We start from the raw sequence: 26,803 nt of genomic DNA on the forward strand, positions 1-26,803 counted from the left end.
AAAGCTGAGCTTATTCTTTTCCTTCTGACTATTCGCCCCTAACGAAGAGATGGAAAAAAGACTTTTTGTTTTACAATTCACACCGGCGCGGCTTCGGAGCCGCAGTGACGATTGAGAGGTAGGGCTTTCGTTGTCTTGTGTTCAAGAACTTCCATGGTGTTTACTTTCGAAGAATGATTCTCGGAACTGTAATTTACGAATCACCCGCGGGCTAAGGCGGGAAACCATACATTATTTATTTGCGTAAGAAAAGAATAAGACAAAACCGCACCGGACATCCGGGCGGTTTTTTTATTTGATCGTCCGAAACCTCGCCGCTTTCTGCAGAGTCTAATCAGTATGAAAAGATTTGGAGGAATCATACATTGCACGTTATGACTTCACAAGTACTGTTTATCTTCTGTTTTCTGCTCTTAATACATTCGATTGAAACACTTGCTTATGCAACACGGCTTTCCGGCGCGAGAGTCGGATTTATCGCGTCCGCGCTGTCATTATTTAATGTCATGGTCATCGTATCGCGCATGTCAAACATGGTCCAGCAGCCGTTTACCGGACATCTGATTGATGCCGCCGGATCAAACGCCCTGTCTGTTGTGGGCGCTCAGTTTCGGTTTTTAATATTCGGCTCCACGGTCGGAACGATACTCGGCATCTGTCTTTTGCCGACATTCGTCGCGTTATTCACCAGGGCGATTATACACTTGGCGGACGGAGGAGGCTCCGTCATGCAGGTATTTAAAAAAGGATTTTCACTGAACGGGCTGAAGCATGCGCGTTCTTATATCAGACTGCCGTCCGTCTCCTATTTAAAAGGGCTTCAATTCCGAATGATCCCGAAACGCTTGTTTGTCATTAATATGGTCATTACGTCCATTTACACGATCGGCGTCCTGTCCGCTCTGTACGCCGGCCTTCTCGCGCCTGAGCACAGCACGACGGCGGTGATGGCATCAGGTTTAATCAACGGGGTTGCGACCATGCTGTTGGCCGTGTTTGTTGATCCGAAAGTATCCGTACTGGCAGACGATGTGGCGAAGGGCAAGCGCAGCTATGTCTCCTTAAAATGGACATCATTGACGATGGTGACCTCAAGGGTCGCGGGCACGCTTCTCGCTCAGCTCGTATTCCTCCCCGGCGCTTATTATATCGCCTGGGTGACGAAATGGATGTAACGCATAAAAAAAGCTCCTCTGCAAAAAAGAGGAGCTTTTCATTTATAATTTCTCAGGCCGCGATCATAAATAAAATTGCCGAACGGGATAAAGGCCGCGATAAAACCGGCGGCTGACCATTTCACGTGCCATTTGACGGTAAACGCCGCATACGCCAGCACTGCCAAATAAATGATAAACAAACCGCCGTGAATGGAGCCGGCAATGGTGACGGCGAGCGGATGATGAGCCCAATACTTCAGCGGCATCGCGATAAACAGCAGCACCAAAAGTGACATGCCTTCAATAAAACCCATCGTGCGAAGCCTGCCGATCGGCGTGTGTAACATACAATTCCCTCCTGTCAGACATCTTTTTTCCTCTATACTATAAGCCATGGGCAGTCCTAATATGACCATTTCGCGTCTGTTCCTGAAAAAACCTTCCTCATTTCAGATTGTTATTCTTGTCATTTTTCGGATTTCTCTTGATAATATAGCCAAAAAGGTAAGAAAGGACTACAGTCATGAAACTAGATAATGTTGATCTGAGCATCATAAAAGAGCTGCAGCGGGACAGCCGCCTGTCCATGCGGGAGCTGGGCAGAAAAATCAAATTGTCAGCCCCGTCGGTCACAGAGCGTGTCAGGCAGCTTGAATCTTTCGGCGTTATTAAGCGCTATACGTTGGACATTGATCAAAAAAAGATCGGGCTTCCCGTTTCCTGCATTGTCGAAGCAACAGTGAAAAACGGAAAATACGATCAATTTAAAACCTACATTCAATCCATTCCCAACATTGAATTTTGTTTTCGGATTGCCGGCGCGGCGTGTTATATGCTGAAGATGAACGCGGACAGCCTGGAAACGATCGAACACTTCATCGACCGCACCTCTCCGTATGCCCAAACCGTGACCCACGTCATTTTCTCAGAAATTGACACAAAAAACGTCCTCGATTAGAGAGAGCGTGAGGAAGTCTGTTATAATAACAGGATGAGTGTGAAAGAAAGAGAAGTGAAAAAGCATGTCAAAAACAGTTGTATTAGCTGAAAAACCTTCAGTCGGCCGGGACTTGGCCCGCGTTCTGAAGTGTCATAAAAAAGGAAACGGATATCTTGAAGGCGACCGCTACATCGTCACATGGGCGCTCGGCCATTTGGTAACGCTCGCTGATCCTGAAGGATACGGCAAAGAATATCAATCGTGGCGGCTTGAGGATCTGCCGATCATTCCGGAGCCTTTGAAGCTCGTCGTCATCAAAAAAACAGGAAAGCAGTTCAACGCGGTCAAAGCCCAGCTTGTCCGGAAAGACGTCAGCCAGATCGTAATCGCAACAGACGCAGGGCGGGAAGGGGAGCTTGTGGCCCGCTGGATTATCGAAAAGGCAAATGTCCGCAAACCGATTCAGCGGCTGTGGATTTCCTCTGTAACAGACAAGGCGATTAAAGAAGGATTCCAAAAGCTCCGCAGCGGCAAAGAGTACGAAAATCTGTATCATTCCGCCGTCGCCAGAGCGGAAGCGGATTGGATCGTCGGCATCAATGCGACCCGCGCCCTGACGACAAAATTTAACGCGCAGCTGTCATGCGGACGCGTCCAGACTCCGACTTTGGCGATGATCGCCAAGCGTGAAGCGGACATTCAGGCGTTCACACCCGTCCCATATTACGGTCTCCGCGCGGCGGCTGATCAGTTGACGCTGACATGGCAGGATAAAAAAACAAAGCAGACAAGAACGTTCGACCAGACGGTGACCGGCCGTTTGGCAAAAGATCTACAAGGAAAGCCGGCAGTCATTTCAGAATTGAAAAAAACGGCGAAGAAAAGCTTCGCTCCCGGTCTTTACGACTTGACGGAATTGCAGCGGGACGCTCATAAGCGCTTCGGTTTTTCCGCAAAAGAGACGCTGTCCGTGCTTCAAAAGCTGTATGAACAGCACAAGCTTGTCACTTACCCGCGGACGGATTCCAGATTCCTTTCCGCCGACATCGTGCCGACTTTAAAAGACCGTTTAAACGGCATGGAAGTCAAGCCGTACGCACAATACGTCAATCAAATACTGAAGCGCGGCGTCAAAGCGCATAAAGGATTCGTCAATGATGCGAAAGTATCGGATCACCATGCCATCATTCCGACAGAGGAGCCGCTGATTCTTTCAAGCCTCAGCGACAAAGAACGCAAGCTTTACGATCTGATCGCCAAACGTTTTCTCGCCGTGTTAATGCCGGCGTTCGAATACGAAGAAACAAAGGTCACAGCCGATATCGGCGGCGAAACATTTACCGCAAAAGGGAAAATCGTTCAATCGCCGGGCTGGAAAGCCGTGTACGATATGTATGAGGATGACGACGATCATGAGGAAGATAAAGATCAGACGCTCCCGGCTCTTCAGCAGGGTCAGCGCCTGTCCGTCTCGTCGCTGAAAGAAACGAGCGGACAGACGAAACCGCCGGCGCGTTTTAATGAAGGCACGCTGTTATCCGCGATGGAGAACCCAAGCGCCTTTATGCAGGGAGAAGAGAAGAACCTTGTGAAAACATTGGGTGAAACCGGAGGACTCGGAACAGTCGCCACCCGCGCTGATATTATTGAAAAACTGTTCAACAGTTTCTTAATCGAGAAAAAAGAAAAAGATATTTTCATCACGTCAAAAGGGAAGCAGCTCTTACAGCTCGTCCCGGAAGATTTAAAATCGCCGGCGTTAACCGCCGAGTGGGAGCAAAAGCTCTCCGCCATCGCAGCGGGCAAACTGAAATCCGCCGTGTTTATTAAAGACATGAAAACATATGCGGACAAAACGGTGAAGGAAATCAAAAACAGCAGCCAAACCTTCAGACATGACAACATTTCAGGCACCGCCTGCCCTGATTGCGGCAAGATGATGCTTAAAGTCAACGGCAAACGCGGCACGATGCTCGTGTGTCAGGATCGGGAATGCGGCAGCCGAAAAACGGTGGCGAGAAAAACCAACGCCCGCTGTCCGAACTGCCATAAGAAAATGGAGCTTCGCGGCCAGGGTGAAGGCCAAACCTTCGCATGTGTATGCGGCCACCGGGAGAAACTGTCCGTCTTTGAAAAGCGCAAGGCGAAAGATAAATCCGGACGCGCATCCAAGCGGGACATCAACTCTTATATGAAAACCCAAAACAAAGAGGAGCCGCTGAACAACGCGCTGGCAGAACAGCTGAAAAAACTCGGCCTGGATAAATAAATCAGAGAAAGGCAGCATTTTTAAAGAAATGCTGCCTTTTGTCGTGTTTTCACTGTATTGGGGATGAAATCCAAACAAAGAGGGAAAAGGTAAATCGGCGGCGCCCCTATTTTAAAATTTCCCAATGTGAAAATATGCTAGTATTCTTTTATCGTTTCTTATATAGTAAAAATTGCTTTGTGAAAAATAAGATATAGGTATAAAAAAGGAATTGCTAAATAGGAGGATGGTACGTGAAACGATTCGGTTTTAGTCTGATGATCCTTTTGATTTCAATCGTGCTGACGGCGGGATGCGCGGAGGCCGGCACCGAAAAACAGACGGCTGCTGAACCGTCCGGACCGCTTCAGCCCGCAGAGCATTTTATTTATCATAAATTGATGAACGGGCGGGGAATGATTCAGACGAACATATCCGGTGAGCCGGAATATTTATCTGAGTCTCTCGGACTATGGATGGAATTTTTGCTCGGCAGGAAAGATGAACGGCAGTTTCAAGCCCAATATCAGCTTCTTACCGATTCATTTTTGACGGACAACGGGCTCGTGTCGTGGAAAATTGCCGGGAATAAAGCGAGCGGCACCAATGCCTTGATTGACGATTTCAGAATCATGAACTGTCTGAATGAGGCCGGAACCCTGTGGGGAAACAGTGAATACGGGAAAACAGCAGTGCAGATCGGGAAGGCTCTGAAAAAATACAATATGAATGAAGGGTATTTTACGGATTATTACGATGCCGCTTCAAATGCCGCATCAAAGACCGTGACGTTGTCCTATGTCGGCCCCGGCGCCTTACAGATGCTCAGAGAACAGGGGATTATCGATGAGAAAACGGAAAACCGGAACCTTGATGTTCTCAATCTTGCGCCCATGAAAAATGGTTTTCTGCCGAAATCGTTCAATACCGAAACTAAGGAATACAAATATGACAGCGAAGTGAATGTCATCGACCAGCTGTATGCCGCCGTGAATCTAAAGCGGGGCGATGACAAAGCCGCCGCGCTGTCAAAATGGATCATAGAAGAATGGAAGTCGCGCGGACAGCTGTACGGACGGTACATCGCAGACACGAAGGAGCCGGCGGTTCAATACGAGTCACCGTCCGTTTACGCTCTCGCCGTTCTTTTTTTAACAGAGCAAAAAGCTGATCCGGCTGTCATCAGATCGCTTTATGAAAGAATGACTTCATTTGAAACGCTGGACACGCTGAAACCTGATTACGGCGGCTATATGAGCGGGAGCGATACACATTCTTTCGATAACCTGCTGCCGCTTTTGGCTGAAAGGAAATTGTTTAATGAACATATCATTCAATGAATCACAAAAACTGTGCAGCTACACAGCAGTTATGTTAGCGCTGCTGTCTTTTTTTATTTACTATGTGTCACAGCAATCCGCAGGGCTCCTGATAACCTGCATCACATTGCTTGTCGCGGGAGCCGGCTTATGGTTCGGGGCGATCTACGCGCTCGTCATCACCTTACTCGTCTTATTTGTTCTCGGCAGCCTGCTCCTATGGTTTCAGACCGGGAGCTTTATGGCGTCTGCCGGTGCCGAAGGTCTGCAGATGCTGGCCGTTTGGGGGATTGCGCTCCTCGTCTTTTCCTACATATCGGGAAGAATACACGATTTGGCCAAGGGGCTTGAGCGCTCAGTGAAGCAGCTGCGGGAAGAGATCACGAGCTTTGTCGCCGTCGACAGGGTGACGGGCTTTGACAACCATCTCCGGATGAAGCTGGAACTGTCAGAGGAAATCAAGCGGGCGGAACGCTACGGCAATTCCTTTGTCTTTTTGCTGCTGCACATGCATTATTTCAAGGAATTCAAATCCCTCTACGGAGAAAAAGAGACCGACCGCTTGCTGGCATTTATCAGCCGTCAAATCCGGTCAAGCGTACGGGAAACAGATAAAAAATTCAGGCCGTCCGCCGAACGGTTCGGCATCGTGCTGACCCATACGCCTGAAGAAAACATGCCGGCCGTTCTGGCGAAGCTGAAAAAGGAATTGGATACGTACCGGCTGCAAAACGGTAAATACGTCTCCATCACCTTCCGTGTATGTTACTTGGCGTACCGAAAGGATTTACAGACGGCTGAGCGATTTTTAAATGAACTGGAAAACGAGATGATGATGAATGAACTCTAAATGGATACGTCTCTTACTCTCAGCAATCTTCATGATTTCGGCGGTTTATATTCCCCGTACGGCGGGAGCAACAGACAAAAAGGACGGCATTCTCATTATTTATACAAGCGCGGACGGCGAAGAAACCGCTGAAGTCAAAATGCTTGATTTGATCGCGGGCCATTTCTCATCCGCCGTGACCGTGAAAAGCGACGGAGATATCACAGCCGCCGACCTCGAAAAGAATCGGCGCGTCATCTATTACGGCGTCACGAAGAAAAAGCTCAGCAAACCATTTGTGTCGCTGATCGGCAGCATGCCGCAGCAGCTTATCAGCATCGGCTATAACGCCGGACAGTTTAACCGATTTGCGGGGTTGTCCCTCACAGAAAAAGAAACGGTATACCGCATTTACAGCAAGAAAGAAAAAACAGACATGCCGCTTGAAAAAGGAATGTCCGTGCTCGGTGCAGCGGGAATAAAAGGGGAGCCCCTTTATACATACCGGTCCGGTGACGGAAGCACCCGCCCTTTTATATGGAAAACGGCGCGCTCTGACTATTATTTCGGTGTGACCAGTCTGTTAAATGATTCGTTCCTGACAGCGAAAGAACTGCGCAAGGCGTTTGGAGAATCAGAAGGCGGCACCCTCCTTTATTTGCGGCTTGAAGACATCAGTCCGATGTCAGATGAAACATTGCTTTACGAAGCGGGCGCTTACCTGCATAAAAGACACATACCGTTTATTCTGGCGGTGATTCCCGTCTACCTCAATCCGGAAAACGGAGAAAAAGTATATCTGGCGGACAAGCCGAAAATGGTCAGCGTCCTGAAAAAACTTCAGCAAATGGGCGGCAGCATCATTATCCACGGCTATACGCACGCATACCGGTACAGCGAAACGGGAGAAGGCTTTGAATTTTGGGATGCCAAAACGGATCAGCCGATTACGTCAGAAAATGCGGACGGTGCTCCGGTCAAGCTTGAAAAGGAACAGGGTTTTCCGAATGAAAAAGCGTACCGGGCGTATGTGAAGCCTTTCCGTGAAAAAGAAAAAATCTACACGAGAACGAAGCTGGAGCAGGCGATTGATGACCTGACAGAGCTCGGCCTTTATCCGCTGTCATTCGAAGCGCCGCACTATACGATGTCTGAAGAAGGGTACAAAATCGCATCTTCTTATTTCTCCAGCATTTTCGGCCAAGTGCAGCTCAGCGGCACGACGTGGAAAACCTCGGGCGCCCCTCCGTTCGTCTCAAAGCCGGCTATGCTGGACGGGATGACGCTGTACCCTGAAACCATCGGTTATGCCGATAACTCAAAAGAAAATCCGCTCGGGGATATGGAGGATCATATCTCGCAGATGATTGACTTCGGCGGCGGAGTGGCGGGAGGTTTCTATCATCCGTATCTCGGCATGAAATATCTCCCTGAGCTCGTCAATCAGATGGAACGCATCCCCTGCGGAGAGTGGCTCGATCTGAAGAAAACGAAGCAGACGGTAACGTCGGACAGCGTCAGGATCAAAACGGACGGAGACGGAACCATTCATGTGGAAAACAAGATTCACCCGATAACATCCTTTTTCAATCACCACCAGCAGACGCCTCTGGAAAAAGCGCTTTGGATTCTCTCCGGCGTGGTGTTATTGTTCATCATCATGTTCGCATGCTACGTCCTTTATTTACGCGCCACATTAAAAAAACGAATCTTTAAGGAGAGAAGAACCCTTGAGTAACATTCTGTTTTTTATCTCATTAAGTTTAATATGGGTGATGCTTCTCTATCACATGTTTCTGATGCAGGGCGGATTCAGGCATTATATGACCTTCGAACAAAACATTCCGAAATGGCGCGCAAAGGCGGGGGAGCTCCCGAAGGTCAGCGTCCTGATTCCCGCGCATAATGAGGAAGTTGTTATCAGGCAGACGCTGAAGGCGATGGTGAATCTGTATTATCCGAAAGACAGGCTTGAGATCATCGTCGTTAACGATAATTCCTCCGATCGAACGGGAGACATCGTCAATGAATTTTCCCATCAGTATGATTTCATTAAAATGGTTGTCACAAAGCCCCCGAACGCCGGAAAAGGAAAATCCTCGGCGCTGAACTCAGGGTTTGCCGAATCGAACGGAGACGTGATCTGCGTGTATGATGCGGACAATACGCCGGAAAAAATGGCGGTGTACTACCTCGTTCTCGGTCTGATGAATGATGAGAAAGCGGGAGCGGTTGTCGGGAAATTCCGTGTCATCAACGCGGCCAAAACGCTCCTGACGAAGTTTATCAATATTGAAACCATCTGCTTTCAATGGATGGCGCAGGGCGGCAGATGGAAATGGTTCAAAATCGCCACCATCCCGGGAACGAACTTCGCCATCAGGCGGAGCATTATCGAACGGCTCGGCGGCTGGGATGATAAGGCGCTGGCAGAGGACACCGAGCTGACGATCCGCGTCTATAATCTCGGGTACCATATCCGCTTTTTCCCGGCGGCTGTGACATGGGAGCAGGAGCCTGAGACATGGAAGGTCTGGTGGCGCCAGCGGACAAGATGGGCGCGCGGCAATCAATACGTCGTTCTCAAGTTTTTATCCCAATTTTTTAAGCTGAAACGCAAGCGGATCATCTTCGATCTGTTTTATTTCTTTTTTACGTATTTTTTGTTTTTCTTCGGTGTGATCATGTCAAACACGATTTTTATTATCAATCTTTTTTACGACCTGCATCTGGCAGTCGGGTTTTTGGCGATGATTTTGTGGATACTGGCCTTTTTCCTGTTTATGACCGAGGTCATGATTACCTTAAGCATTGAAAAAACAGAAATGAACAAACAAAACTTCTTTATCGTATTTCTCATGTACTTTACATACTCCCAGGCTTGGATCGTGCTTGTCATCTGGTCATTATTCACAGAGATCAAGCACCGCTTGTTCAAGCAGGAAGTCAAGTGGTACAAAACGGAGCGATACAATCAAAATAAAAGCGGGTGACCTTTTTGAAAAAAGCGATCATATTGATAACCGGCCTTTTGCTGCTGATATATAACGGGCAGACGGCCGCGGCCCAGGAACTGAAAACAGACGGTTCCGCCCTCAGAACAAGTGCAGGCGCAAAAGAGCAGCAGGCGCTGACGGGCGATCTGATTACTCTTTACGGGGCGAAAGACAGCTCGGAGCTGACTTATCAGATTCCTGCGGGAGCTTCGAATGCCAATCAGTCGCTTCTGATTGATTACGAGGCGTCAAACTTATTAATAGCTCCGTCTTCTTTAACGATTGCCATTGATAATGAACCGGTCAAATCCATAAAGCTTGACGGCAGCTCCAAGCGGAAAACAGTAAAGCTCAATCTCAGCAAAAGCCAAGCCGCCCAAGGCTATCACAACGTATCATTGCAATTTTACGGCGTATTAAAAGAGGGCGTTTGCGTCAGGCAGGATACGTCAGGGAACTGGATAAAGATTTATCCGGACAGCCGCCTCGTGCTTTCAGAAGCAAGCAAGTCAAAGGGGGCGGATCTGAGCCATTTCCCGTATCCGTTTGCCCAATCAGGCAATACGGGTGAAGAAACCGATATTATTCTTCCTGACAAACCGACCTCTGCGGAAGCTGAAGCCGCAGTCAAAACAGAAGGATTTCTGAAAACGGCTGACAGCAGGCTGAAAGTGTCATACGTAAAAGAATCCGCCGCCGGCAAAATCAGCAATCCGTCAATTGTCATCGGCGCCGGGCAGCATTGGAACGGCAAAATAAAAGAGCTTTTCGATCGCGGGAACATCAAAGCGGAACACAACAAACTCCTTCTCGCTGAACGGGTGCTCACCGCCGGGGATAAACGGCAGCCCGTCCTGTTTGTCACGGCACAATCAGACAAAACGCTGGCAGAAAAAATCCGCGTCATGACAGACAGCGCTTATTCAGGCCAGCTGAGCGGAGACTCACTGATGATCGGCCGTCTTCAGCCCGCTGCTGAAAAGACAGGCAATAAACTGACTTTAGACGATTTCGGCGCGGGAAATGTAACGGTCGGATCAAACAAAACGGCGTCGGAGCATTTCTTTTACCCTGCGGCGGCCGCTGTTGATAAAGACGGGAAGGTCAAGTTTTCGCTTACATTAAAGACGTCGGAATCGGTCCGGACGAAAGCGGATTCTGGTGATGACGCCGAGAGAGCGGAACTGAACGTCATGGTCAACGGACAGCCGAATGCGGTGCGTCTTGATGATCTCGGCAATAAGGATAAAGACGGCTTTTACCACGTCTCCATCCCGATTGATCCGAAACTTTTGCGCAGCAGCAGATACATTGATCTGCAATTTGTCACCTCAGGCTTGAAACATAACAATCCGTGTATCGACCGTGACGAAAACAAATGGGTCTATATTGATAAAAGCAGTACGCTGACGTATCCGGTAAGCGATGCGGCGCAGAAAGCGGATTTCGGGCAATGGCCGCTCCCGTTTGCCGGTAGCGTGAATAAGAAAACTGTGATCGTCATCCCGGATGACGTGACCATGCAGACACTTAAAGAGCTTTCTTTAGTGGCCGATTCATTCGGAAACGGCGCCCGGCAGCCATTTACCGTGAAGACGGCATCAGACATGAGGGAAGCGGACGCCAAAGGCCGGAATGTTGTGTTTATCGGAAGTCTGCCGCAAATTCCGCTTTTGAAGTCAAACGCATCTAAGCTTCTCGTGCCGTCAGACCGCAGCGGCGCTTACGATGTTTCATCGTTTCAGATGCTGAATGAGACGACGAAACAAGTCGCGTTTACACAGAAATCACCTTGGGACTCAGACAGCAGTATTGCTGTTTTTGCTCCGTTATCAGGAAGCGGCGCGGCCGTCACAAAAGAGCTGATCAGCTTTTTAGACAGCACAAGCGATGCCGCAACCGTCGTCAACGAAACGGGCGGCAAGCAGCTGTTTTCGAACCATCAGCAAATCAAATCCGATGACAGCAGTCCATCGGCTGATACGAAAAGCCGTTCCGCAGCACTGAACGTCACGTATATCGCTGTTTTCGCGGCGCTTATGATCATTGCTGCCGGCCTGATCTGGCTGACGGCAAGAAGGAAAAAAAGAAAAGCGGATAATGAAAAAAGTGAAGAGTAATGAAAGCAAAAGAGGCTGTTAACAGGCCTCTTTTTTTGTATTTTTATTTCCATTTTTGGCGGTGATTTTTTTATTTTTGAAACAGCATAAAAGCCCCTTTACAACCGGACGGGACGGGAGTATGATCTCTTTTATAATCTATATCGCTTAATCTGTATCCAGAGCGGGGGAACCAATTTGCGGCGCGTCATGCCGCTTGGGGTGAATCCTTTTTCAGGTAGGGCCAACTCTCATAAGCCCGAATCCGACAGCTAACCTCGTAAGCGTTCATGAGAGGAGATGAATGAAACCTGTGCACGATTATGGCGCAGGGGCATCCGTTTGCCTCTGTGTCTTTTTGCTGTCCTGAAATAAGGCATGCAATCAGCATTCGGAGACATCATAGCAGTAAGGGTTTGTAAATCAAACGGAAAATGAAAAAAAGGGGAAGACAACAAATGTATCATTCAATCAAAAGATTTTTGATTGGGAAACCGCTGAAATCACAGGCTGCCGGAGAGCAGAAACTGACGAAACTCAAGGCGCTTGCCATGCTTTCTTCAGACGCGCTTTCATCAGTTGCTTACGGAACGGAACAGATTCTGATCATTTTGGCTGCGGTAAGCGCGGCCGCGTTTTGGTATTCCATTCCGATCGCAGCCGGTGTTCTTATTTTGCTGCTTGCTTTGATTCTGTCCTACAGACAGATTATTTACGCTTATCCGCAAGGCGGAGGCGCTTATATGGTTTCTAAAGAAAATCTTGGTGAGAAGCCCGGCCTGATTGCGGGCGGCTCATTGCTTGTTGATTATATTCTGACGGTGGCGGTAAGCATTTCTGCCGGAACTGATGCCATTACATCGGCATTTCCGGCTTTGCACCCGCATCATTTGCTCATTGCTGTTTTGCTTGTGATTCTGATTATGATTTTAAATTTGAGAGGGCTGTCAGAGTCGGCGTCCATTTTGGCGTATCCCGTCTATCTGTTTGTGGCGGCGCTTGTCCTTTTGATCGTCGTCGGGCTGTTTAAGCTCATGACGGGCCAGGTTCATCCGGCCGAGCATACACCGATCGGCACGCCCGTAGCGGGCATCACACTGTTTTTGCTGCTGAAGGCCTTTTCTTCAGGGTGTTCGGCGCTGACCGGTGTTGAAGCCATTTCAAATGCGATCCCGGCCTTTAAAAATCCTCCGGCGAAAAACGCGGCCCGCACTCTGGCCATGATGGGGATTCTGCTGGCGATCTTATTTACGGGGATTACGGTGCTGGCGTACGGCTACGGCACGGGTCCGAAGCCTAACGAGACCGTTATTTCACAAATCGCCGCGGAAACCTTCGGACGCCATACGGTGTATTATTTCATTCAAGGCGTTACATCATTGATTCTCGTGCTTGCGGCGAATACGGGCTTTTCCGCATTTCCGCAGCTGGCGTTTAATTTAGCGCGCGATCAGTATATGCCGAGAATGTTTACGGTTCGCGGCGACCGATTAGGTTTTTCAAACGGAATTATCTTTCTCGGTATCGCGTCCATCCTGCTTATTCTTTTATTCGGCGGCCGCACGGAACATCTCATTCCGCTTTATGCCGTCGGCGTGTTCATTCCGTTTACGCTGTCGCAGACGGGAATGTGCATCAAGTGGATCAGGCAGAAGCCGAAGGGCTGGGCTGTAAAAATGCTGATCAACTCATGCGGCGCCGCCATTTCATTTATGGTGCTGTGCATTTTATTCGCGACAAAATTCAATCTTGTCTGGCCCGTGCTGTTATTCATGCCGGCTGTCGTCTTTTTGTTTTTCGTTATTAAAAATCACTACACCGCGGTCGGCGAACAGCTGCGGGTCGTTGATCAGCAGCCTGAGGAAATTAAGGGAACCGTCGTCATCGTGCCTGTCGCCGGTGTCACCACGGTCGTCCAAAAATCGATTCAGTATGCGAAATCATTATCGGATCAGGTCATTGCGGTTCATGTTTCCTTTGACAGGGAAAACGAAAAGAAGGTGGAAAAGCGCTGGGAAGAGCTTCATAACGGCGTCCGCCTCGTCACCCTGCATTCCTCATACCGCAGTCTGGTTCACCCGTTTGATAAGTTTTTAGAGACGGTCGAACAAAAAGCGAAAAAAGAACAGTTCTCCGTGATGGTGCTGTTTCCGCAGTTTATTACGAAAAAACGCTGGCAGACCATCCTTCACAACCAATCAGCCTTCTTGCTCCGCGTCCGGCTGTTTTGGAAGAAGGACATAATCGTCGCCACACTGCCGTATCATTTTAAAAAGTAACGGTAAAGACCGCAGGCCTTAGTGCCGCGGTCTTTTTTGTAAAGGAGGACGACATGGTTCAAGGCGCTTTTGTCATCATTCAAAATGACGGGCGGGACATACTGCTCGTAAAACGAAAAGACGTTCCCTTATAGGATTTGCCCGGCGGCGGGATCGCAGAAGGTGAAACACCTGAAGCCGCAGCCATCAGAGAGGCCTTCGAAGAAACCGGTTATAACGTGACCATTCTGCAAAAATCCGGTGAGTATGAAAGGCCTGCATTTGAAGATACACAGCACGTGTTCATCGGAGCCGTTACTGGCGGAACCCCGCTGATGAACGGGCCGGAAACCGCCGCATTACGCTGGTTTTCCCCAAACCGGCTGCCGCTGTTCATGGTGCCGAACAGGAAACGCCAAGTAAAAGACGGAATCAATGGTGCGCAAATATGAAGGTAATGCTGAAAGACCGGCATCTGTTATCCATCCTTGATCTGCTGAGAAAAAAATCAGGCAGATAGCCCCGTGTTTCAACCCGTTTTAAAAAGGGGATGAATACAGGTAAAAGGAGGATGCAGTATGCCAAGTAAAACAGCAGGACACGTAATGACAGAGCTGCTTGAACAATGGGGAGTCGGACATATATACGGCATTCCCGGAGACAGCATTAATGAATTTATCGAAGAATTGAGACATGAACGAAACAACCTGACATTCATCCAAACTAGGCACGAGGAAGTCGCAGCCCTGGCCGCCGCGGCTGAGGCAAAACTGACCGGGAAGATCGGTGTCTGCCTTTCAATCGCAGGGCCGGGAGCCGTTCATCTGCTGAACGGTTTATACGATGCCAAAGCGGACGGTGTTCCGGTTTTGGCGATTGCGGGACAGGTTGCCTCAGATGAAATCGGCCGTGACAGCTTTCAGGAAATCAAATTAGAGCAAATGTTTGAGGACGTGGCGGTATTCAACCAGCAAGTACATACAGCAGAAGCGCTGCCCGATCTTCTGAACCAGGCGATCCGTACGGCTTACAGTAAAAAAGGCGTTGCCGTCTTAACCGTATCTGATGATTTATTCGCGCAAAAAATTAAACGGGAGCCGGTCTACACGTCGCCGATATACTTAAAAGCCGATATCGAGCCGAAAAAAGAACATCTCGTGACATGCGCGCAATATATTAACAACGCAAAAAAACCGGTCATTCTCGCCGGCCAAGGGTTAAAGTCAGCAAAAGAGGAGCTGCTCGCATTCGCCGATAAAGCGGCCGCTCCGATTGTCATTACCCTGCCGGCAAAAGGCGTCATACCTGACAGCCATCCCCATTTTCTCGGAAATCTCGGGCAAATCGGCACAAAGCCCGCCTACGAAGCGATGGAGGAATGCGATCTGCTGATCATGCTCGGCACATCGTTCCCATACAGGGATTATCTCCCGGAGGATACGCCCGCCATCCAGCTTGATTCGGATCCAGCGAAAATCGGCAAGCGCTATCCCGTCAATGCGGGAATCGTCAGTGATGCGGCTCTGGGCCTGAAAGAGCTGACGGAATACATTGAATATAAAGAAGACAGAAGATTTTTGGACGCCTGCACCGAGCACATGAAGCATTGGTGGAAGGAAATCGAAAAGGATGAAACCGAAGCGACTCATCCGCTCAAGCCGCAGCAGGTCATTGCCCGGCTTCAGGATGCGGCCGCAGAGGACGCCGTCCTGTCAGTGGATGTCGGAACGGTTACGGTATGGATGGCCCGCCATTTTAAAATGAAAAAGCAGGACTTTATCGTTTCAAGCTGGCTCGCCACGATGGGATGCGGGCTTCCGGGAGCGATTGCCGCAAGCCTTGCCGAACCTGAGCGGCAGTCCATCGCCATTTGCGGAGACGGCGGATTTTCAATGGTTATGCAGGATCTGCCGACGGCTGTTAAATATAAACTGCCGATTACAGTTGTTATTTTAAACAACGAAAATTTAGGCATGATTGAATATGAACAGCAAGTCAAAGGCAACATTGACTACGTCACCCATCTGCAAAATGTGGATTATGCCGCTTTTGCAAAAAGCTGCGGGGCAAAAGGGATCAAAGTGACGAAACACGAAGAATTGGCTCCCGCTTTTCATGAAGCGCTCAACTCAAATGAACCGGTCGTCATTGACGCCGTCATCGGCGACGAGCCGCCGCTTCCGGGAAAAATCACTTACGGCCAAGCGAAAGGCTTCAGCAAATACATGCTGAAAAACTTCTTTGAAAACCAAAAAATCGAAATGCCGTCGCTCAAGAAAAGCTTGAAACGGCTGTTTTAAAAAGCGGCGCTTATAAAAAAAATAAACAGGCAGCATGCCTGTTTATTTTTTTGCCGTGCAGCTTGTTTGCATATAGGCTCTTCTATTTACTCAGATGAGCCGTATGATCATTTTTCTTCAAAAAGGTCCTCCCGGGTTAAATGGAATAGGTCAGCCAATTTCCAAGAGAGCCGCCCATCTTGTCATAGAATTTTTGTGCACGGTAATTATCAGTTGCTGTTATCCATGACATATGCGCATATCCGTTTTCTTTTGTAAATGCCTCACAACTTTTAAATAGTTCTTGGGCTGCTCCTGTGCCTCTTGCTTTTTCTGCCACGAATAAATCATTCATTATTGTTATTTTATCTGCTTTCGTCGTACTAAAACTAAAATATAATGTTGCAAAGCCAATAAGTTCCCCATCTTGTTCAGCAACGAATTGAATACCTCTGTCCTTTTCAAATAGCATTTCAATCAAACGATGTATATGTTCAATCGGTGGTTTAGGCCGTTGATAAAAATCCACGATATATAAATACATTAAGTCGGTCAATTGGTTTACGTCATAAGGTTCCGCGCTCCTGATGATCATATGTTTCCCCCCCTCACTCTTTGTTAATTTTTGTTATACAAAACTTACATGAATATTCCGAATGATGCAATATTTCAAAATGGTTTTGAACCGGTTTGTTGTTTAAGAAGGCGGAATCATTCTCATGAATCGCTTAACTCAAATGAGCCGCCGCTTCCCGGAAAAATCACTTACGGCCAAGCAAAAGGCTTCAGCCAGTATTCGCTGTCTGCCTTGATTGATTCAGATGATTAGTTCTTATCAGGTTTTACTGACCTCTTCCATGGTAAGGAAGTGCTCAGCAGTTCGAGCCCGCTTGGACACAGAAAGTCTATCGTATTCAAATTTGCTCAAACGGTTGGCAGCTCTCTATTATTACCCGGACAAAGAGGCAAAGAACAACGGAATAGACGGTTATTACAGACCGAAAATGAAAGCGAAGCTGAAGGAATGTTAAAATAAAAAAGCAGGCTCTATTTTGCCCGCTTTTCTTTAAAAATGTGATCCAAGATGAACATAAAGAGAGTGAATAAAAAGGACATCGTCATCATATCTATTAGAGATATATTAGAGGTTTCTTTTATGAGCAGCAGCCATATCACCTGCAAAACTAAAGAAATAGAAAAATAAGATATATATTTAATGCTCTTCATACCCATTTCCCCCTTTATTAGCCTAATTTCTCTTTTGAGATCTTATCCAAATGAGTAAAAAGGATATCCAGGCCCGAAAATAAGAAAGTGATGAAAAATGAAAGAAGAATTTCTCCACCTTGAAATATAGCTATGTTCTCAATGATATGATTGGAAACATATTTAATTGAGAAGTAAACAGCAGCCCATGCAAAAATGAATTCTAGTATATAGGCTAACCAAGCAGGTAATTTAAAAACATGAGTCATTCCTTTTACAATTGCCATAAGGATTAGCATATAAATGAAAGCTAAAATACTGACGACGACAGAAAATATGTATAAGTCTGAAAGTGAACCATAGAAGATATATTCTCCGAAAAAATGATTTACAGTTATAGCTGCAAAATAAATAACTAGGCTGGGTACAGTTACAGCAAAGCACAGGGAGAATCCAATAAGCCCTATGAATGCTGCATGAGCTAAGTGGTTGGGTGGTGTATCCAGTATTTCCTTTTTTAATAGAATCATAAAAATAAGAGATGAAATAACAAGGCAGCATAAGAGAGTGAGTGAAACAGTAAAAAAGATAGTCATGTGAAATCTCCAATGAAAAAGTGCTATTAGAGTGAATCTAACAGCACTTTGCATGATCATTTATGAATCAGTTTAAAATGTTTTCATTGCTAAAGTTGTCAAATGAGCGAGGTTTTTAGCCTGGCTGTCAGAAAGTCCGGACTTTTTAAGTGAAAGATAAAGATTCTTTTCCACGTCAGTCCAGTTTAAGGCGACATACTCGTTCAGCATTTTCTTTAAAACAGGTTCTATGTGTTCATTGAAAACAGATTCAAGTTCATTTCTTATTTTCTTTCCTGCTAATCTTTCAACAAGATTAAATAATTTTGTTTTATTTTTCAGCACCTCTCTGATTGCATCTTTGACTGGTTTTGACACAGATGCATCGCTTTGTGCTTTTAGTCCGTAGGAAAATTGTGTATCAGTCTGATAAAAAAATGATTTGGCCGTTCCAGTGGCATTGGCAGTATTATTATGATTTTCTTTAGCTAAGGATGCGGGGACAAAAGAAGTAGTTACAAGGGCTAAAGATGCGGCAAACAGAATGCCTTTAGCTGCGTGTCTAATGGGAAATCCTCCTTTAGAAATGTAGTGTAGAGAGAAATGAAAGACTATGTATTTAGGCGGGACCTATATGATCCGCTTTGAACATTTTTCCCTCTCAGATACCATTCTATCAATAGGTATTTTTTGGGTAAATAGGATTTTAATACGATATTTTTCTCGCAATTCAAAATCTTCTTTAGCAGGATTTATTTTAGCTGCAGTTTCGTGAAATAGAACATGGGCTGGAGCCTACATGTATAGGCTGATTGAGGCGGAACCACATGATCGGAGCGGTTTTATAATTTGGGTTAATAAAAAAATAAACAGGCAGCATGCCTGTTTATTTTTTTTTGCGTGAAAGAGCGAAGAAAAACGGGAAGGCGGAACCGGCCAATAACGTACCGAATAAAAACATGCCCCCGATGAACACATGATAGTTCACTCCGCCGATCCAAAGCCCCGTGATTAAGGAAACGATGCTCAATGCGACCATCACAAAGCCGGGAATCAGGCGTTTCTTGCCCGTTGTCCGATAAGCAATAAGAGAACAGAAGATGCCGATGACAATCGGCACGATCCACAGATAAAAAAGGATAAATACTGACATAAGCAAAACTCCGATTTTTTCTTCTATCATACCAAAAACCCCCGGAAAAAGATACGAACGAGAGCCGGCGCCAAAAGAAAAAAACCGGCCCATATCGGCCGGTGTTTCTAACGGAAAGAATCGTAAATCACAAACAGATTAAGCGCGATCACCAAAACCGCAATCAGCCAGGCGAGAGCCGTCACCCATTTACGGTTCGTCAGGGCGCCCATCAGGCGTCTGTTGCTCGTAAACATAATCAGCGGCACGAGCGCAAAGGAGATGCCGAATGAAAGAACGACCTGGCTCCATACAAGCGCTTCTGTGGCGTTGACCCCTGAGATAATGATGACCATCGGCGGAATAATGGTAATGAAACGCCGCAAATAAAGCGGGATACGGTAACGGATGAAGCCCTGCATGATAATGTCGCCTGACAATGTGCCGACAGAAGAGCTCGAAAGCCCCGCGGCCAGCAGCCCGATTCCGAAGAGAGCGGCTGATGCCGGCCCGATATAGTGGCCGAATTGCTGATAAGCCACGTCTAAATCTTCTACATACAGCCCGTTCTTGAAGAAAAGCGCCGCCGCTACAATCAGCATGCTTGCGTTAATCGCCCCTGCGATCACCATCGCGATGAGAATGTCAATCGTCTCGAATTTAAAAATCTTTTTCCGCTCGTTATCCGTTTTTCCGACGACACGGCGCTGTGTCAGTGCGGAATGTAAGTAAATGGCGTGCGGCATCACGGTTGCGCCGAGTATCCCGGTTGCCAGAAGCACACTGTCCATTCCGTCAATTTTCGGGATGAACAGCCCTTCGAGAACGGAAGCGGCGTCAGGCTTGGCGAAGAAGGTTTGCAGGGCGAAGGCGATCACCACCACAAACAGAAGTCCGGCAATGCCCGCTTCCAGCGCCCGGTAACCGCGGCGCTGCAGCTCTAAAATCGCGAATGATCCGATCGCCGCGATAATGGCCGCTTCCATCATCGGTATGCCGAACAGCAGATTGAGCCCGAGGGCCGCTCCGATAAACTCGGCCAGATCAGTCGCCATAATCACCAATTCACCCTGTATCCACAACCCGGCGGATACCCATTTCGGATACCGGTCTCTGGCGATTTCCGGCAGGTTTTTACCCGTGGCAATGCCGAGCTTCGCGGAAAGGACTTGAATTAAAAAAGCCATCAAGTTTGAAAAGAGGATGACCCACAACAGCATATACCCGAATTTCGAACCAGCTGAGATATTCGTAGCGAAGTTTCCCGGATCAATGTAGGCAATCGCCGCGATAAATGCGGGACCTAAAAAAGGCAGAAGCCGCTTGAATCCCTTGCTTTTGCCGTCAAGTGCATCCTGAATGGCTTTTGCTTGCAATGATTGTGCTGAGATGTCTTTGCTCATTATGTCTCACCTAAATTCCGATAGATTTTTAGCTAAATAACAAAAAGTTTCCTAGATGCAAATTATTTTATCTACATCATAAATCCGCTAATATGAGATGTCAAGCTCTTTATGTTCAATAAACCAGTACATGTATGCCCTGTTTTATCTATGATATGTATCCCGCCCGAGAAAGGTCCGAAAATGAAAAAGACATCGTATTCGGAAAGAAACGATGCCGTTCTCAACGATGTTTCCGCACGGGTTCTCCATTTTAAAAAGGGTGAAAGAGTACACTGTCCCATAAATCGTCAGAACCTTCCGTCCGCCAGCAAAGATTTGAAAAAAGACGGCACATTTCCTCCATTTTGCCGGGTAAATAGAATAATAATGAACCTTTCCATTGGAAGATAAAACCATCCTGTACCATTCAAATGACCTCCGGAAAAACTCCGGACGCTCTGAATAAATGTTTGAATCAACGATATATCAGTGATTCAAGTCCAATAAAGCGCTGTTATTTATCGAAAACAAAGAAAGTGCTTTATCATTCACGCAGAAAAGAAGTTGGAGCATTAGACTTATTTCAGTCTTCCGGGCGAAAACGTATAATAACCTCAGGAAAGCTTTCCAGCCATATGATAAAAGAGGGGGAATTTTCTTGGTACGTCGTTTGTCGGTCTTTTCTCTAGCCATGATGTTTGTTGTTTCTTTATTCGCTTTTGGCGGCTCTGCATCAGCTGCAACTTTTACACCTAAAGCTGAACCGGACGTTTCCATTTTAGCCAGCGGGGGAACAGTCGGTATTTACGGAGCTAATATGCGCTCATGCTCTAAGGTCAGCTGTTCAACAATTACAACATTCTCAAGCGGTAAAAAAATTACAGGTTCTTGGGTAACCGGTGAATATGTTCAAGGCCACTACACCAATTCTAATAAATGGCTGAAAGTCACGTATGCCGGAGCGACAGGCTACGTGTCAGTCACCACTCTTTCTTATTATTACGGTTTATAATCAGAAAACCCCGTTCTCTTTAGAGCGGGGTTTTTCCATATATAACGGATCAATTTCCGCGCTTCGTTTCATCATCGTGTTTCATCAGCTGATCGATTTCTTCCTTAGAGGCATTTTCTTTCCACTCTTTCGCCTGACTTGTCGCAATGGGAATGGCCCGTCCTTCTTCATATCCCTCATCCACCATCGCATTCGCGATTTCGATCGCTTTTTTCTTCACAGGTTCCTCGAGATTCTTCAATGATTGCGGATAATCCTTCATTGACCAAGGCATGTCTATCACTCCTTTATAAAAAGTGTTTCCCGCCTGAAGAAAAAGAAAACCGCCTCATCAAAAAGAATGACAGCTATTTTTATGAGAGGCCAGCAATTTCCGAATAAAATATAAAGGATAAAGAAGCAAGTACAGGTTGAATGCCCACCACATAAGATCAAAATCACCGATAAATACCCAAAAGGCAATCGCCTGCAGGCCTGAACAAAAGGTCAGCACAAGTGATATTAATGCGAAAGGGCGCCATAACGCATGTTTCTGTCTATAAAGAAACAAGCTGTACAGCCCGGTTATCGAAATGAAAATATCTAAGGGAAAGAATGACCAGTTCCAAGCCATGATCATGGCGTTATCATAATCTTTAAACACCATATTTTTTGGAATCCACTCAAAAAAAGTAACAATCCAATAAATGATAAATCCAATATCTGTAATGAGGAAGAGAACCTTTAAGCCTTTCATCATCTGTTTCTGTCCGTATGAACGCTGATGCCGTTTGATGACGTTTCACTTTCAGAAATAAAGTTTAAGGAAACGACACCGATGATGATCAGAAGAACAGAGACAGCTTTTATGACAGAGAACTGTTCATGGAAGAAAAAAATTCCGATCAAGGAAATCAGTACGATCCCCATTCCCGACCAGACCGCATACGCGATGGAGACACTTATATATTTCAAAGTCAAAGTAAGAAAACAAAGGCTGCCGATATAAAACAATAATAATAAAATACTGGGGACAAGTTTTGTAAAACCATTTGATCATTTCATGCTGACCGTACCCATTACTTCAAAAATAATCGCTAAACTCAAATAAATCCAATGCATTCAACATTCTCCTTCATTCGTATTATTCAAAAATAAACAATGGAATGTTTTCCGGATAAAAAACCCGGTCGGGTAAGAAAACACCATAAAGGTATACTATGAAGAAAGAATTCAGAAAGGACGTGCAGGACGGGTGACAGAAGAGCGGACAGACCTGGAAAGACAATTGAGAGACATTCAAAAATGGGAAAAGGCGCAGCAGAGGGTGATGTTCTGGCAAACATTCACCCGCTTGCCGTTTCAGCTTTTGGACAAGCTGACACCGCAATTTATTCAGCGGAAAATCGGACGCATACTCGATGAAACGGGAACGTTTATTCAGTCAGGCGGACAGTATCTTACATCAGAAAAGCGCATCATGAAAAAGTTTCAAAAACGGCTTCCGCACGGAACATGTCAAACGCTTCACGACATTCGCAATGCGCCGCTTGCCGTCATGGACGAAATCGCAGAAGCCATGGCGCGCACAAGTGTAAAGGCCGCGACGGTGCAGGGAGCCGCAACGGGAGTCGGCGGCGTGTTTACGCTTGCGGCAGACATCCCGGCGATGCTCGGTCTGTCTTTAAAGACACTGCAGGATATCGCGATTGCCTACGGCTTTGACCCGAAAGACAAAAAAGAACGCGTGTTTATCGTCAAATTGCTTCAGCTGGTATCGAGTGACGTCATCGGAAAAAAAGCGATCCTGCAGGATTTACGGCAATATGATCAAAACGACCGCACCTATCAGCGCGTTGCCTCGCAGATACAGGGCTGGCGGGAAGTCGTTTACAGCTACCGCGATACGTTCGCTGCGAAAAAACTGCTGCAAATGGTTCCGGCCGCAGGCATCATCTTTGGCGCATCCGCCAACCGTTCAGCTTTAGAAAGCATCGCGGAAACAGGCATCATGCTTTATAAAAAACGCCGGATTCTAAGCCGGCTGAAGGATGCAGAATGATAAAAAATCACCCGAAAACACATTCAATGTGTTTTCTTTGTTTAGCAGTTCTGAAATCGGGAAACCAACAACCAACACCAATTAAAGGAGGAATTCAAAAATGGCACAAGATAATAACAAAATGAGCAGAGAAGAAGCAGGTAAAAAAGGCGGAGAAGCTACAAGCAATAACCATGACAAAGAATTCTATCAGGAAATTGGTCAAAAAGGCGGAGAAGCCACAAGCAAAAATCACGACAAAGAATTCTATCAGGAAATCGGTGAAAAAGGCGGAGAAGCCACAAGCAAAAATCACGACAAAGAATTCTATCAGGAAATCGGTGAAAAAGGCGGAGAAGCCACAAGCAATAACCATGACAAGGAATTCTATCAAGAAATCGGCCAAAAAGGCGGAGAAGCTACAAGCAAAAATCATGACAAAGAGTTTTATAAAGAAATCGGCCAAAAAGGCGGAAACAGACGAAGCAGCTAATAAAAGCATAAAAGGCAGACAACTTGCAGATCAAAAGCGATCCGGCGCATCAGCTGGATCGCTTTTTATTTTGGGAAAATATTGATCTGGGCCTGCGTTGCGGTACAATAAATGAAAAAAGGAGTTTTCACTCGTGTTTGAAATGCAAAATTTACTCGCCATCGCCAATAAAGTCAAAGAAAAACACGACAATTTTTCAATCGCGGAGATCAATGACCACTGTGTGCGCCTCGCAGTGTTTACGGGAGAATATGACTGGCACCATCACCCTGACTCAGATGAATGGTTCATTGTTCTTGAAGGTGAGCTGCTGATCGATTTTAAGGACAAAGAAACTGCAGTGCTCAAAGCAAATGACAGCCTGCTCATCCCGAAAGGCACGATTCACCGTACACGCTCATACGTCAGAACCGTGAATCTTTGTGTCGAGCATACGCATGCGAAAACAGTCATCACAGAGGAGCTGCCGTGCTGATCAAAAAGATTGTATGTGAAATAGACGCTGCAAACGCTGAAGCATTTTCGCAAGCACAGTCACGGTGGGGAGCATTATCACGTGTAAATGGCTTCGTCAAACAGGCCGGCGGCTGGCGGAAAAAGGCAGGCGGTCTGTTCATCGCAGAGATCATCAGCGTTTGGGAGAACAGACAGGCCTATGATCATTTTATGGAGAACGAACATGACCGCATATACGAAGAAAACGAGCAGAAGGCTGCGATTCTTTCAATAAAAGTAATGCTGTACGAAGAGGATGAACCTTTCATTCACGAGCTGTTACATCACCCGGACATCCGATACGAACCGGATTGGACAGTTGTGCGCACATAAAAAAAGCCCCTTTAGAGGGCTTTTTTATTTTCGTCCGGGAAGCGTGTTGTGGACATAAGGCGGGACGGGATCCAGCTTCGCTATTTCGCCGTGCGCTTTCGGTTCCTTTTCGTACTCAAAAGGTTCGCCGTCCGGCGCATTGTCTTTCAGCCAATTTTGTTCAGCGCTTTCTGCTCCATCTGAGAAATGGATAAGTTTATGCGAGAATGACTGCTTTTCCAGCGCCTTCGGGAAAGTGGAAGGAACGATCGGGCCTTCCTGTGCTTCTAATTCTTTAATGGCCGCAAGCCATTGGTTTTGATGCATGGTGTCGCGGGCCAATAAAAAGCTGAGCATATCTTTCACGCCTTTATCATCGGTCATTTCATACAGGCGTGCGACTTGAAGCCTTCCTTGTGATTCGGCGTTCAGATTGGCGCGGAAGTCTGCCAGGAGGTTTCCGCTTGCGACGATATAGCCTGCGCTCCAAGGAACGCCCGTGCTGCTCTCCGGCATGGCGCCCAGTCCTGAGACGATCGCATGATGCGGATTCATGCCGCCTAAAATGGACCCGATGACCGGATCATCAGCCGCTTTTTCCTGCTCCGCCAGCGGGGCATCTTCTAACAGTCTCGCAATCATTGTCGCGATCATTTCGACATGGCCGATTTCTTCCGTCGCGGTATCCATCAGGAGATCTTTATATTTTTCATTGCCCCGTGTATTCCAGCCTTGGAACAAATATTGCATGGCGACGGATATTTCCCCGTACTGTCCGCCCAAGATTTCCTGCATCTTTTTTGCGAACAGCGGGTCAGGACGATCCGGTTTAGCCGGATGCTGCAGTTTTTTCGTATGTGTAAACATGTCTCCATCTCCTTTTTTATTTGTCCCTATTTACTTCCCCATCAGGAAACGGGATGAAACGGAGATGGGCGTATTGGTCCTGCTAAGGATCGCGCCGCAAAGATAACAAATCTTGCACAAGCCCGCGGCCGATCACCTGTTCATATTGTCCGTAAACCGGATCGAGGCGTTTCATCCACTTTTTCTTTTCCGCTTTCGTCAGCACGTGAATATTGATGGATGAATTCTTCTTGATTTCTTCAAGCTGATCTTTATTCATTTTCTCAGCAGAGGCTTCGTTCCATTCCGTTGTTTCTTTCATCGCCTCCGTTAAGATAGTTCTCGTTTTTTCCGTCTGTGAATTCCAGAAATGTTCGTCGGTCATCACGGCATAACCGAGGTATCCGTGATTGCTGATTGTCAAATAATCTTGAACATTATAAAATTTTTTAGAATAGATATTTGAAATCGTATTTTCCTCTCCGTCTACGAGATTGCTTTCCAAGAGCTGAAACGTGGAATTAAACGAATCCTGCCGCGGGTGCGCGCCGAGCAGGCGGAATTGGTCTTCGATCACGCTGCTCGGCATGATCCTGAGCGCCTGTCCTTTCAAGTCATCCGGAGTGAAGATCGGCCCTTTATTTGACGTGAGCTGCTTAAATCCGTTCGTCCAGTATGCCAGGCCTTTCAAATGATGCTTTTCTAAAGAAGCGAACAGGCGAGTCCCGATTTTGCCGTTTAGGCCTTCTTGTACGGCTTTATAGTTTGTAAACGCGTACGGCAGATCCAAAACACCCCATTCGGGCGACAGTAATCCGAGCTTTGAGGTGGAGGGAGCGATGAATTGCACGTCCCCGTTTTGGAGGGCGTTTATTTCTTCATTATCTGAATAGAGGCTCCCGTTTGGAAACACCTCTACTTTAATGGTCCCGCCTGACTTTTGATAGACCAGATCGGCGAATTTATTCGCCGCCCGCCCTTTAGGCGTGTTTTCAGCAACGACATGGCTGAATTTGAAAACCATTTGATCTTTCAGGCCTTCCTGTTCGTCATCATAATACGGTTCATCCGTTGGGAAACGATCATGAAAGCCGATGAATAAAGCGGTTCCGATACCGAGTACCATCAGGCTGAGACACGTCAGCAAGCTTTTCATCGAAAACCCCCTCCGCCATTTTCTATAACAAGCATAATCGGGCGGG

25 protein-coding genes, 5 pseudogenes and 1 riboswitch are annotated in these 26,803 nt (G+C 46.9%); of the genes and pseudogenes, 18 read left to right on the plus strand and 12 right to left on the minus strand.

Annotation, left to right across the window (positions count from 1 at the left end):
* Window positions 1-365: 365 nt before the first annotated feature.
* Window positions 366-1,175, plus strand: coding sequence for a lipid II flippase Amj (locus AD710_RS10025; protein WP_049627905.1), 810 nt, complete (start codon window positions 366-368; stop codon window positions 1,173-1,175).
* A 38-nt stretch (window positions 1,176-1,213) separates the two neighbouring features.
* Here the strand turns inward: AD710_RS10025 and AD710_RS10030 are convergent, their stop codons facing one another.
* Entirely contained in the window at window positions 1,214-1,504 is a 291-nt protein-coding gene (locus tag AD710_RS10030; protein WP_013351048.1) for a DUF3817 domain-containing protein, read from the minus strand.
* A gap of 176 nt (window positions 1,505-1,680) precedes the next feature.
* Here AD710_RS10030 and AD710_RS10035 point away from each other — a divergent pair, with 176 nt between their 5' ends.
* The 10 genes and pseudogenes from AD710_RS10035 to AD710_RS10080 all read left to right on the plus strand — a co-directional run bounded on the left by AD710_RS10035 (window position 1,681) and on the right by AD710_RS10080 (window position 16,146).
* Window positions 1,681-2,115 (plus strand): transcriptional regulator LrpC, encoded by a 435-nt coding sequence (locus AD710_RS10035; protein ID WP_045926223.1) that lies wholly within the window; start codon window positions 1,681-1,683, stop codon window positions 2,113-2,115.
* Window positions 2,116-2,179: 64 nt separating this feature from the next.
* Window positions 2,180-4,366: a DNA topoisomerase III gene (locus AD710_RS10040; protein ID WP_049627906.1), complete on the plus strand. Its 2,187-nt coding sequence runs from the start codon at window positions 2,180-2,182 to the stop codon at window positions 4,364-4,366.
* A gap of 233 nt (window positions 4,367-4,599) precedes the next feature.
* Window positions 4,600-5,685 carry a hypothetical protein gene (locus AD710_RS10045; protein WP_049627907.1) on the plus strand — a complete coding sequence of 362 codons (1,086 nt, stop codon included), beginning with the start codon at window positions 4,600-4,602 and terminating at the stop codon, window positions 5,683-5,685.
* The gene (locus tag AD710_RS10050) at window positions 5,666-6,514 is read left to right on the plus strand and encodes a diguanylate cyclase domain-containing protein (RefSeq protein ID WP_049627908.1); all 849 of its coding nucleotides are present in this window, start codon (window positions 5,666-5,668) and stop codon (window positions 6,512-6,514) included. Before AD710_RS10045 ends, AD710_RS10050 begins: the two co-directional genes overlap by 20 nt.
* Window positions 6,504-8,231 (plus strand): DUF2334 domain-containing protein, encoded by a 1,728-nt coding sequence (locus tag AD710_RS10055; protein ID WP_049627909.1) that lies wholly within the window; start codon window positions 6,504-6,506, stop codon window positions 8,229-8,231. The genes AD710_RS10050 and AD710_RS10055 overlap by 11 nt, the downstream gene beginning before the upstream one ends.
* Window positions 8,224-9,486 (plus strand): glycosyltransferase family 2 protein, encoded by a 1,263-nt coding sequence (locus tag AD710_RS10060; protein ID WP_049627910.1) that lies wholly within the window; start codon window positions 8,224-8,226, stop codon window positions 9,484-9,486. Before AD710_RS10055 ends, AD710_RS10060 begins: the two co-directional genes overlap by 8 nt.
* 5 nt (window positions 9,487-9,491) lie before the next feature.
* Entirely contained in the window at window positions 9,492-11,609 is a 2,118-nt protein-coding gene (locus AD710_RS10065) for a cellulose biosynthesis cyclic di-GMP-binding regulatory protein BcsB (RefSeq protein ID WP_049627911.1), read from the plus strand.
* A 134-nt stretch (window positions 11,610-11,743) separates the two neighbouring features.
* Window positions 11,744-11,890, plus strand: a riboswitch (cyclic di-AMP (ydaO/yuaA leader).
* A gap of 156 nt (window positions 11,891-12,046) precedes the next feature.
* A complete protein-coding gene (locus tag AD710_RS10070; protein ID WP_049627912.1) occupies window positions 12,047-13,867 on the plus strand; it encodes an APC family permease in 1,821 nt (606 codons plus the stop codon).
* 53 nt (window positions 13,868-13,920) lie between these two features.
* Window positions 13,921-14,366: pseudogene (locus tag AD710_RS10075) on the plus strand (NUDIX hydrolase).
* Window positions 14,367-14,424: 58 nt separating this feature from the next.
* On the plus strand, window positions 14,425-16,146 hold the full coding sequence (locus tag AD710_RS10080) for a pyruvate oxidase (RefSeq protein WP_049627913.1): 1,722 nt from the start codon (window positions 14,425-14,427) through the stop codon (window positions 16,144-16,146).
* Between the two features lie 136 nt (window positions 16,147-16,282).
* On the opposite strand, the gene AD710_RS10085 is transcribed toward AD710_RS10080, so the two are convergent.
* Window positions 16,283-16,720, minus strand: coding sequence for a GNAT family N-acetyltransferase (locus tag AD710_RS10085; protein WP_049627914.1), 438 nt, complete (start codon window positions 16,718-16,720; stop codon window positions 16,283-16,285).
* 123 nt (window positions 16,721-16,843) lie between these two features.
* Between AD710_RS10085 and AD710_RS20310 the strand changes: the two are divergent.
* Together AD710_RS20310 and AD710_RS20315 are read left to right on the plus strand one after the other, a co-directional pair.
* Window positions 16,844-16,954: pseudogene (locus AD710_RS20310) on the plus strand (hypothetical protein); the annotation flags it as partial.
* A gap of 97 nt (window positions 16,955-17,051) precedes the next feature.
* Window positions 17,052-17,129: pseudogene (locus AD710_RS20315) on the plus strand (hypothetical protein); the annotation flags it as partial.
* A 43-nt stretch (window positions 17,130-17,172) separates the two neighbouring features.
* Here the strand turns inward: AD710_RS20315 and AD710_RS20270 are convergent.
* The 5 genes from AD710_RS20270 to AD710_RS10115 all read right to left on the minus strand — a co-directional run bounded on the left by AD710_RS20270 (window position 17,173) and on the right by AD710_RS10115 (window position 20,444).
* Entirely contained in the window at window positions 17,173-17,352 is a 180-nt protein-coding gene (locus tag AD710_RS20270) for a hypothetical protein (RefSeq protein WP_049627916.1), read from the minus strand.
* Between the two features lie 17 nt (window positions 17,353-17,369).
* The gene (locus AD710_RS10100; RefSeq protein WP_049627917.1) at window positions 17,370-17,927 is read right to left on the minus strand and encodes a hypothetical protein; all 558 of its coding nucleotides are present in this window, start codon (window positions 17,925-17,927) and stop codon (window positions 17,370-17,372) included.
* Between the two features lie 72 nt (window positions 17,928-17,999).
* Entirely contained in the window at window positions 18,000-18,284 is a 285-nt protein-coding gene (locus tag AD710_RS10105; protein WP_049627918.1) for a hypothetical protein, read from the minus strand.
* Window positions 18,285-18,792: 508 nt separating this feature from the next.
* Window positions 18,793-19,059: a hypothetical protein gene (locus AD710_RS10110; RefSeq protein ID WP_029575267.1), complete on the minus strand. Its 267-nt coding sequence runs from the start codon at window positions 19,057-19,059 to the stop codon at window positions 18,793-18,795.
* A gap of 107 nt (window positions 19,060-19,166) precedes the next feature.
* Window positions 19,167-20,444: an Nramp family divalent metal transporter gene (locus AD710_RS10115; protein WP_156187160.1), complete on the minus strand. Its 1,278-nt coding sequence runs from the start codon at window positions 20,442-20,444 to the stop codon at window positions 19,167-19,169.
* 637 nt (window positions 20,445-21,081) lie between these two features.
* On the opposite strand from AD710_RS10115, the gene AD710_RS10120 reads away from it, so the two are divergent.
* Window positions 21,082-21,435, plus strand: a complete 354-nt coding sequence (locus tag AD710_RS10120; protein WP_016937199.1) for an SH3 domain-containing protein — start codon at window positions 21,082-21,084, stop codon at window positions 21,433-21,435.
* 58 nt (window positions 21,436-21,493) lie between these two features.
* Here the strand turns inward: AD710_RS10120 and AD710_RS10125 are convergent.
* From AD710_RS10125 to AD710_RS10135, 3 genes and pseudogenes are all read right to left on the minus strand, one after another.
* Window positions 21,494-21,709 (minus strand): annotated as a pseudogene (locus AD710_RS10125) (DUF2188 domain-containing protein); the annotation flags it as partial.
* 57 nt (window positions 21,710-21,766) lie between these two features.
* Window positions 21,767-22,174, minus strand: coding sequence for a DUF5360 family protein (locus AD710_RS10130; protein ID WP_045927191.1), 408 nt, complete (start codon window positions 22,172-22,174; stop codon window positions 21,767-21,769).
* Window positions 22,171-22,536, minus strand: a pseudogene (locus tag AD710_RS10135) (DMT family transporter). The gene AD710_RS10130 and the pseudogene AD710_RS10135 overlap by 4 nt, the downstream one beginning before the upstream one ends.
* Window positions 22,537-22,669: 133 nt before the next feature.
* Between AD710_RS10135 and AD710_RS10140 the strand changes: the two are divergent.
* From AD710_RS10140 to AD710_RS10155, 4 genes are all read left to right on the plus strand, one after another.
* Window positions 22,670-23,476: an EcsC family protein gene (locus tag AD710_RS10140; RefSeq protein ID WP_029575266.1), complete on the plus strand. Its 807-nt coding sequence runs from the start codon at window positions 22,670-22,672 to the stop codon at window positions 23,474-23,476.
* A gap of 100 nt (window positions 23,477-23,576) precedes the next feature.
* Window positions 23,577-23,948, plus strand: a complete 372-nt coding sequence (gene gsiB, locus AD710_RS10145; RefSeq protein WP_003156229.1) for a glucose starvation-inducible protein GsiB — start codon at window positions 23,577-23,579, stop codon at window positions 23,946-23,948.
* Between the two features lie 133 nt (window positions 23,949-24,081).
* Entirely contained in the window at window positions 24,082-24,423 is a 342-nt protein-coding gene (locus AD710_RS10150; protein WP_047476297.1) for a cupin domain-containing protein, read from the plus strand.
* Window positions 24,417-24,776, plus strand: coding sequence for a YdbC family protein (locus tag AD710_RS10155; RefSeq protein ID WP_049627920.1), 360 nt, complete (start codon window positions 24,417-24,419; stop codon window positions 24,774-24,776). The genes AD710_RS10150 and AD710_RS10155 overlap by 7 nt, the downstream gene beginning before the upstream one ends.
* Before the next feature lie 24 nt (window positions 24,777-24,800).
* Here AD710_RS10155 and AD710_RS10160 read toward each other — a convergent pair whose 3' ends face one another.
* Both AD710_RS10160 and AD710_RS10165 read right to left on the minus strand, forming a co-directional pair.
* Window positions 24,801-25,622: a manganese catalase gene (locus AD710_RS10160; RefSeq protein ID WP_049627921.1), complete on the minus strand. Its 822-nt coding sequence runs from the start codon at window positions 25,620-25,622 to the stop codon at window positions 24,801-24,803.
* A gap of 82 nt (window positions 25,623-25,704) precedes the next feature.
* Window positions 25,705-26,757 (minus strand): TRAP transporter substrate-binding protein, encoded by a 1,053-nt coding sequence (locus AD710_RS10165; protein ID WP_049627922.1) that lies wholly within the window; start codon window positions 26,755-26,757, stop codon window positions 25,705-25,707.
* Window positions 26,758-26,803: the final 46 nt, after the last annotated feature.

The organism is Bacillus sp. JFL15, from assembly GCF_001184225.1.
Lineage (GTDB): Bacteria > Bacillota > Bacilli > Bacillales > Bacillaceae > Bacillus > Bacillus siamensis.

What these genes read in the sequence shown, in the direction of transcription:
- AD710_RS10160 (WP_049627921.1), bottom strand. Translation starts at nt 25,622, where the DNA reads ATGTTTACACATACGAAAAAACTGCAGCATCCGGCTAAACCGGATCGT.
- AD710_RS10035 (WP_045926223.1), top strand. Translation starts at nt 1,681, where the DNA reads ATGAAACTAGATAATGTTGATCTGAGCATCATAAAAGAGCTGCAGCGG.
- AD710_RS10130 (WP_045927191.1), bottom strand. Translation starts at nt 22,174, where the DNA reads ATGATGAAAGGCTTAAAGGTTCTCTTCCTCATTACAGATATTGGATTT.
- gsiB (WP_003156229.1), top strand. Translation starts at nt 23,577, where the DNA reads ATGGCACAAGATAATAACAAAATGAGCAGAGAAGAAGCAGGTAAAAAA.
- AD710_RS10050 (WP_049627908.1), top strand. Translation starts at nt 5,666, where the DNA reads ATGAACATATCATTCAATGAATCACAAAAACTGTGCAGCTACACAGCA.
- AD710_RS10085 (WP_049627914.1), bottom strand. Translation starts at nt 16,720, where the DNA reads ATGATCATCAGGAGCGCGGAACCTTATGACGTAAACCAATTGACCGAC.
- AD710_RS10070 (WP_049627912.1), top strand. Translation starts at nt 12,047, where the DNA reads ATGTATCATTCAATCAAAAGATTTTTGATTGGGAAACCGCTGAAATCA.
- AD710_RS10055 (WP_049627909.1), top strand. Translation starts at nt 6,504, where the DNA reads ATGAACTCTAAATGGATACGTCTCTTACTCTCAGCAATCTTCATGATT.
- AD710_RS10165 (WP_049627922.1), bottom strand. Translation starts at nt 26,757, where the DNA reads ATGAAAAGCTTGCTGACGTGTCTCAGCCTGATGGTACTCGGTATCGGA.
- AD710_RS10030 (WP_013351048.1), bottom strand. Translation starts at nt 1,504, where the DNA reads ATGTTACACACGCCGATCGGCAGGCTTCGCACGATGGGTTTTATTGAA.
- AD710_RS10040 (WP_049627906.1), top strand. Translation starts at nt 2,180, where the DNA reads ATGTCAAAAACAGTTGTATTAGCTGAAAAACCTTCAGTCGGCCGGGAC.
- AD710_RS20270 (WP_049627916.1), bottom strand. Translation starts at nt 17,352, where the DNA reads ATGAAGAGCATTAAATATATATCTTATTTTTCTATTTCTTTAGTTTTG.
- AD710_RS10100 (WP_049627917.1), bottom strand. Translation starts at nt 17,927, where the DNA reads ATGACTATCTTTTTTACTGTTTCACTCACTCTCTTATGCTGCCTTGTT.
- AD710_RS10080 (WP_049627913.1), top strand. Translation starts at nt 14,425, where the DNA reads ATGCCAAGTAAAACAGCAGGACACGTAATGACAGAGCTGCTTGAACAA.
- AD710_RS10110 (WP_029575267.1), bottom strand. Translation starts at nt 19,059, where the DNA reads ATGTCAGTATTTATCCTTTTTTATCTGTGGATCGTGCCGATTGTCATC.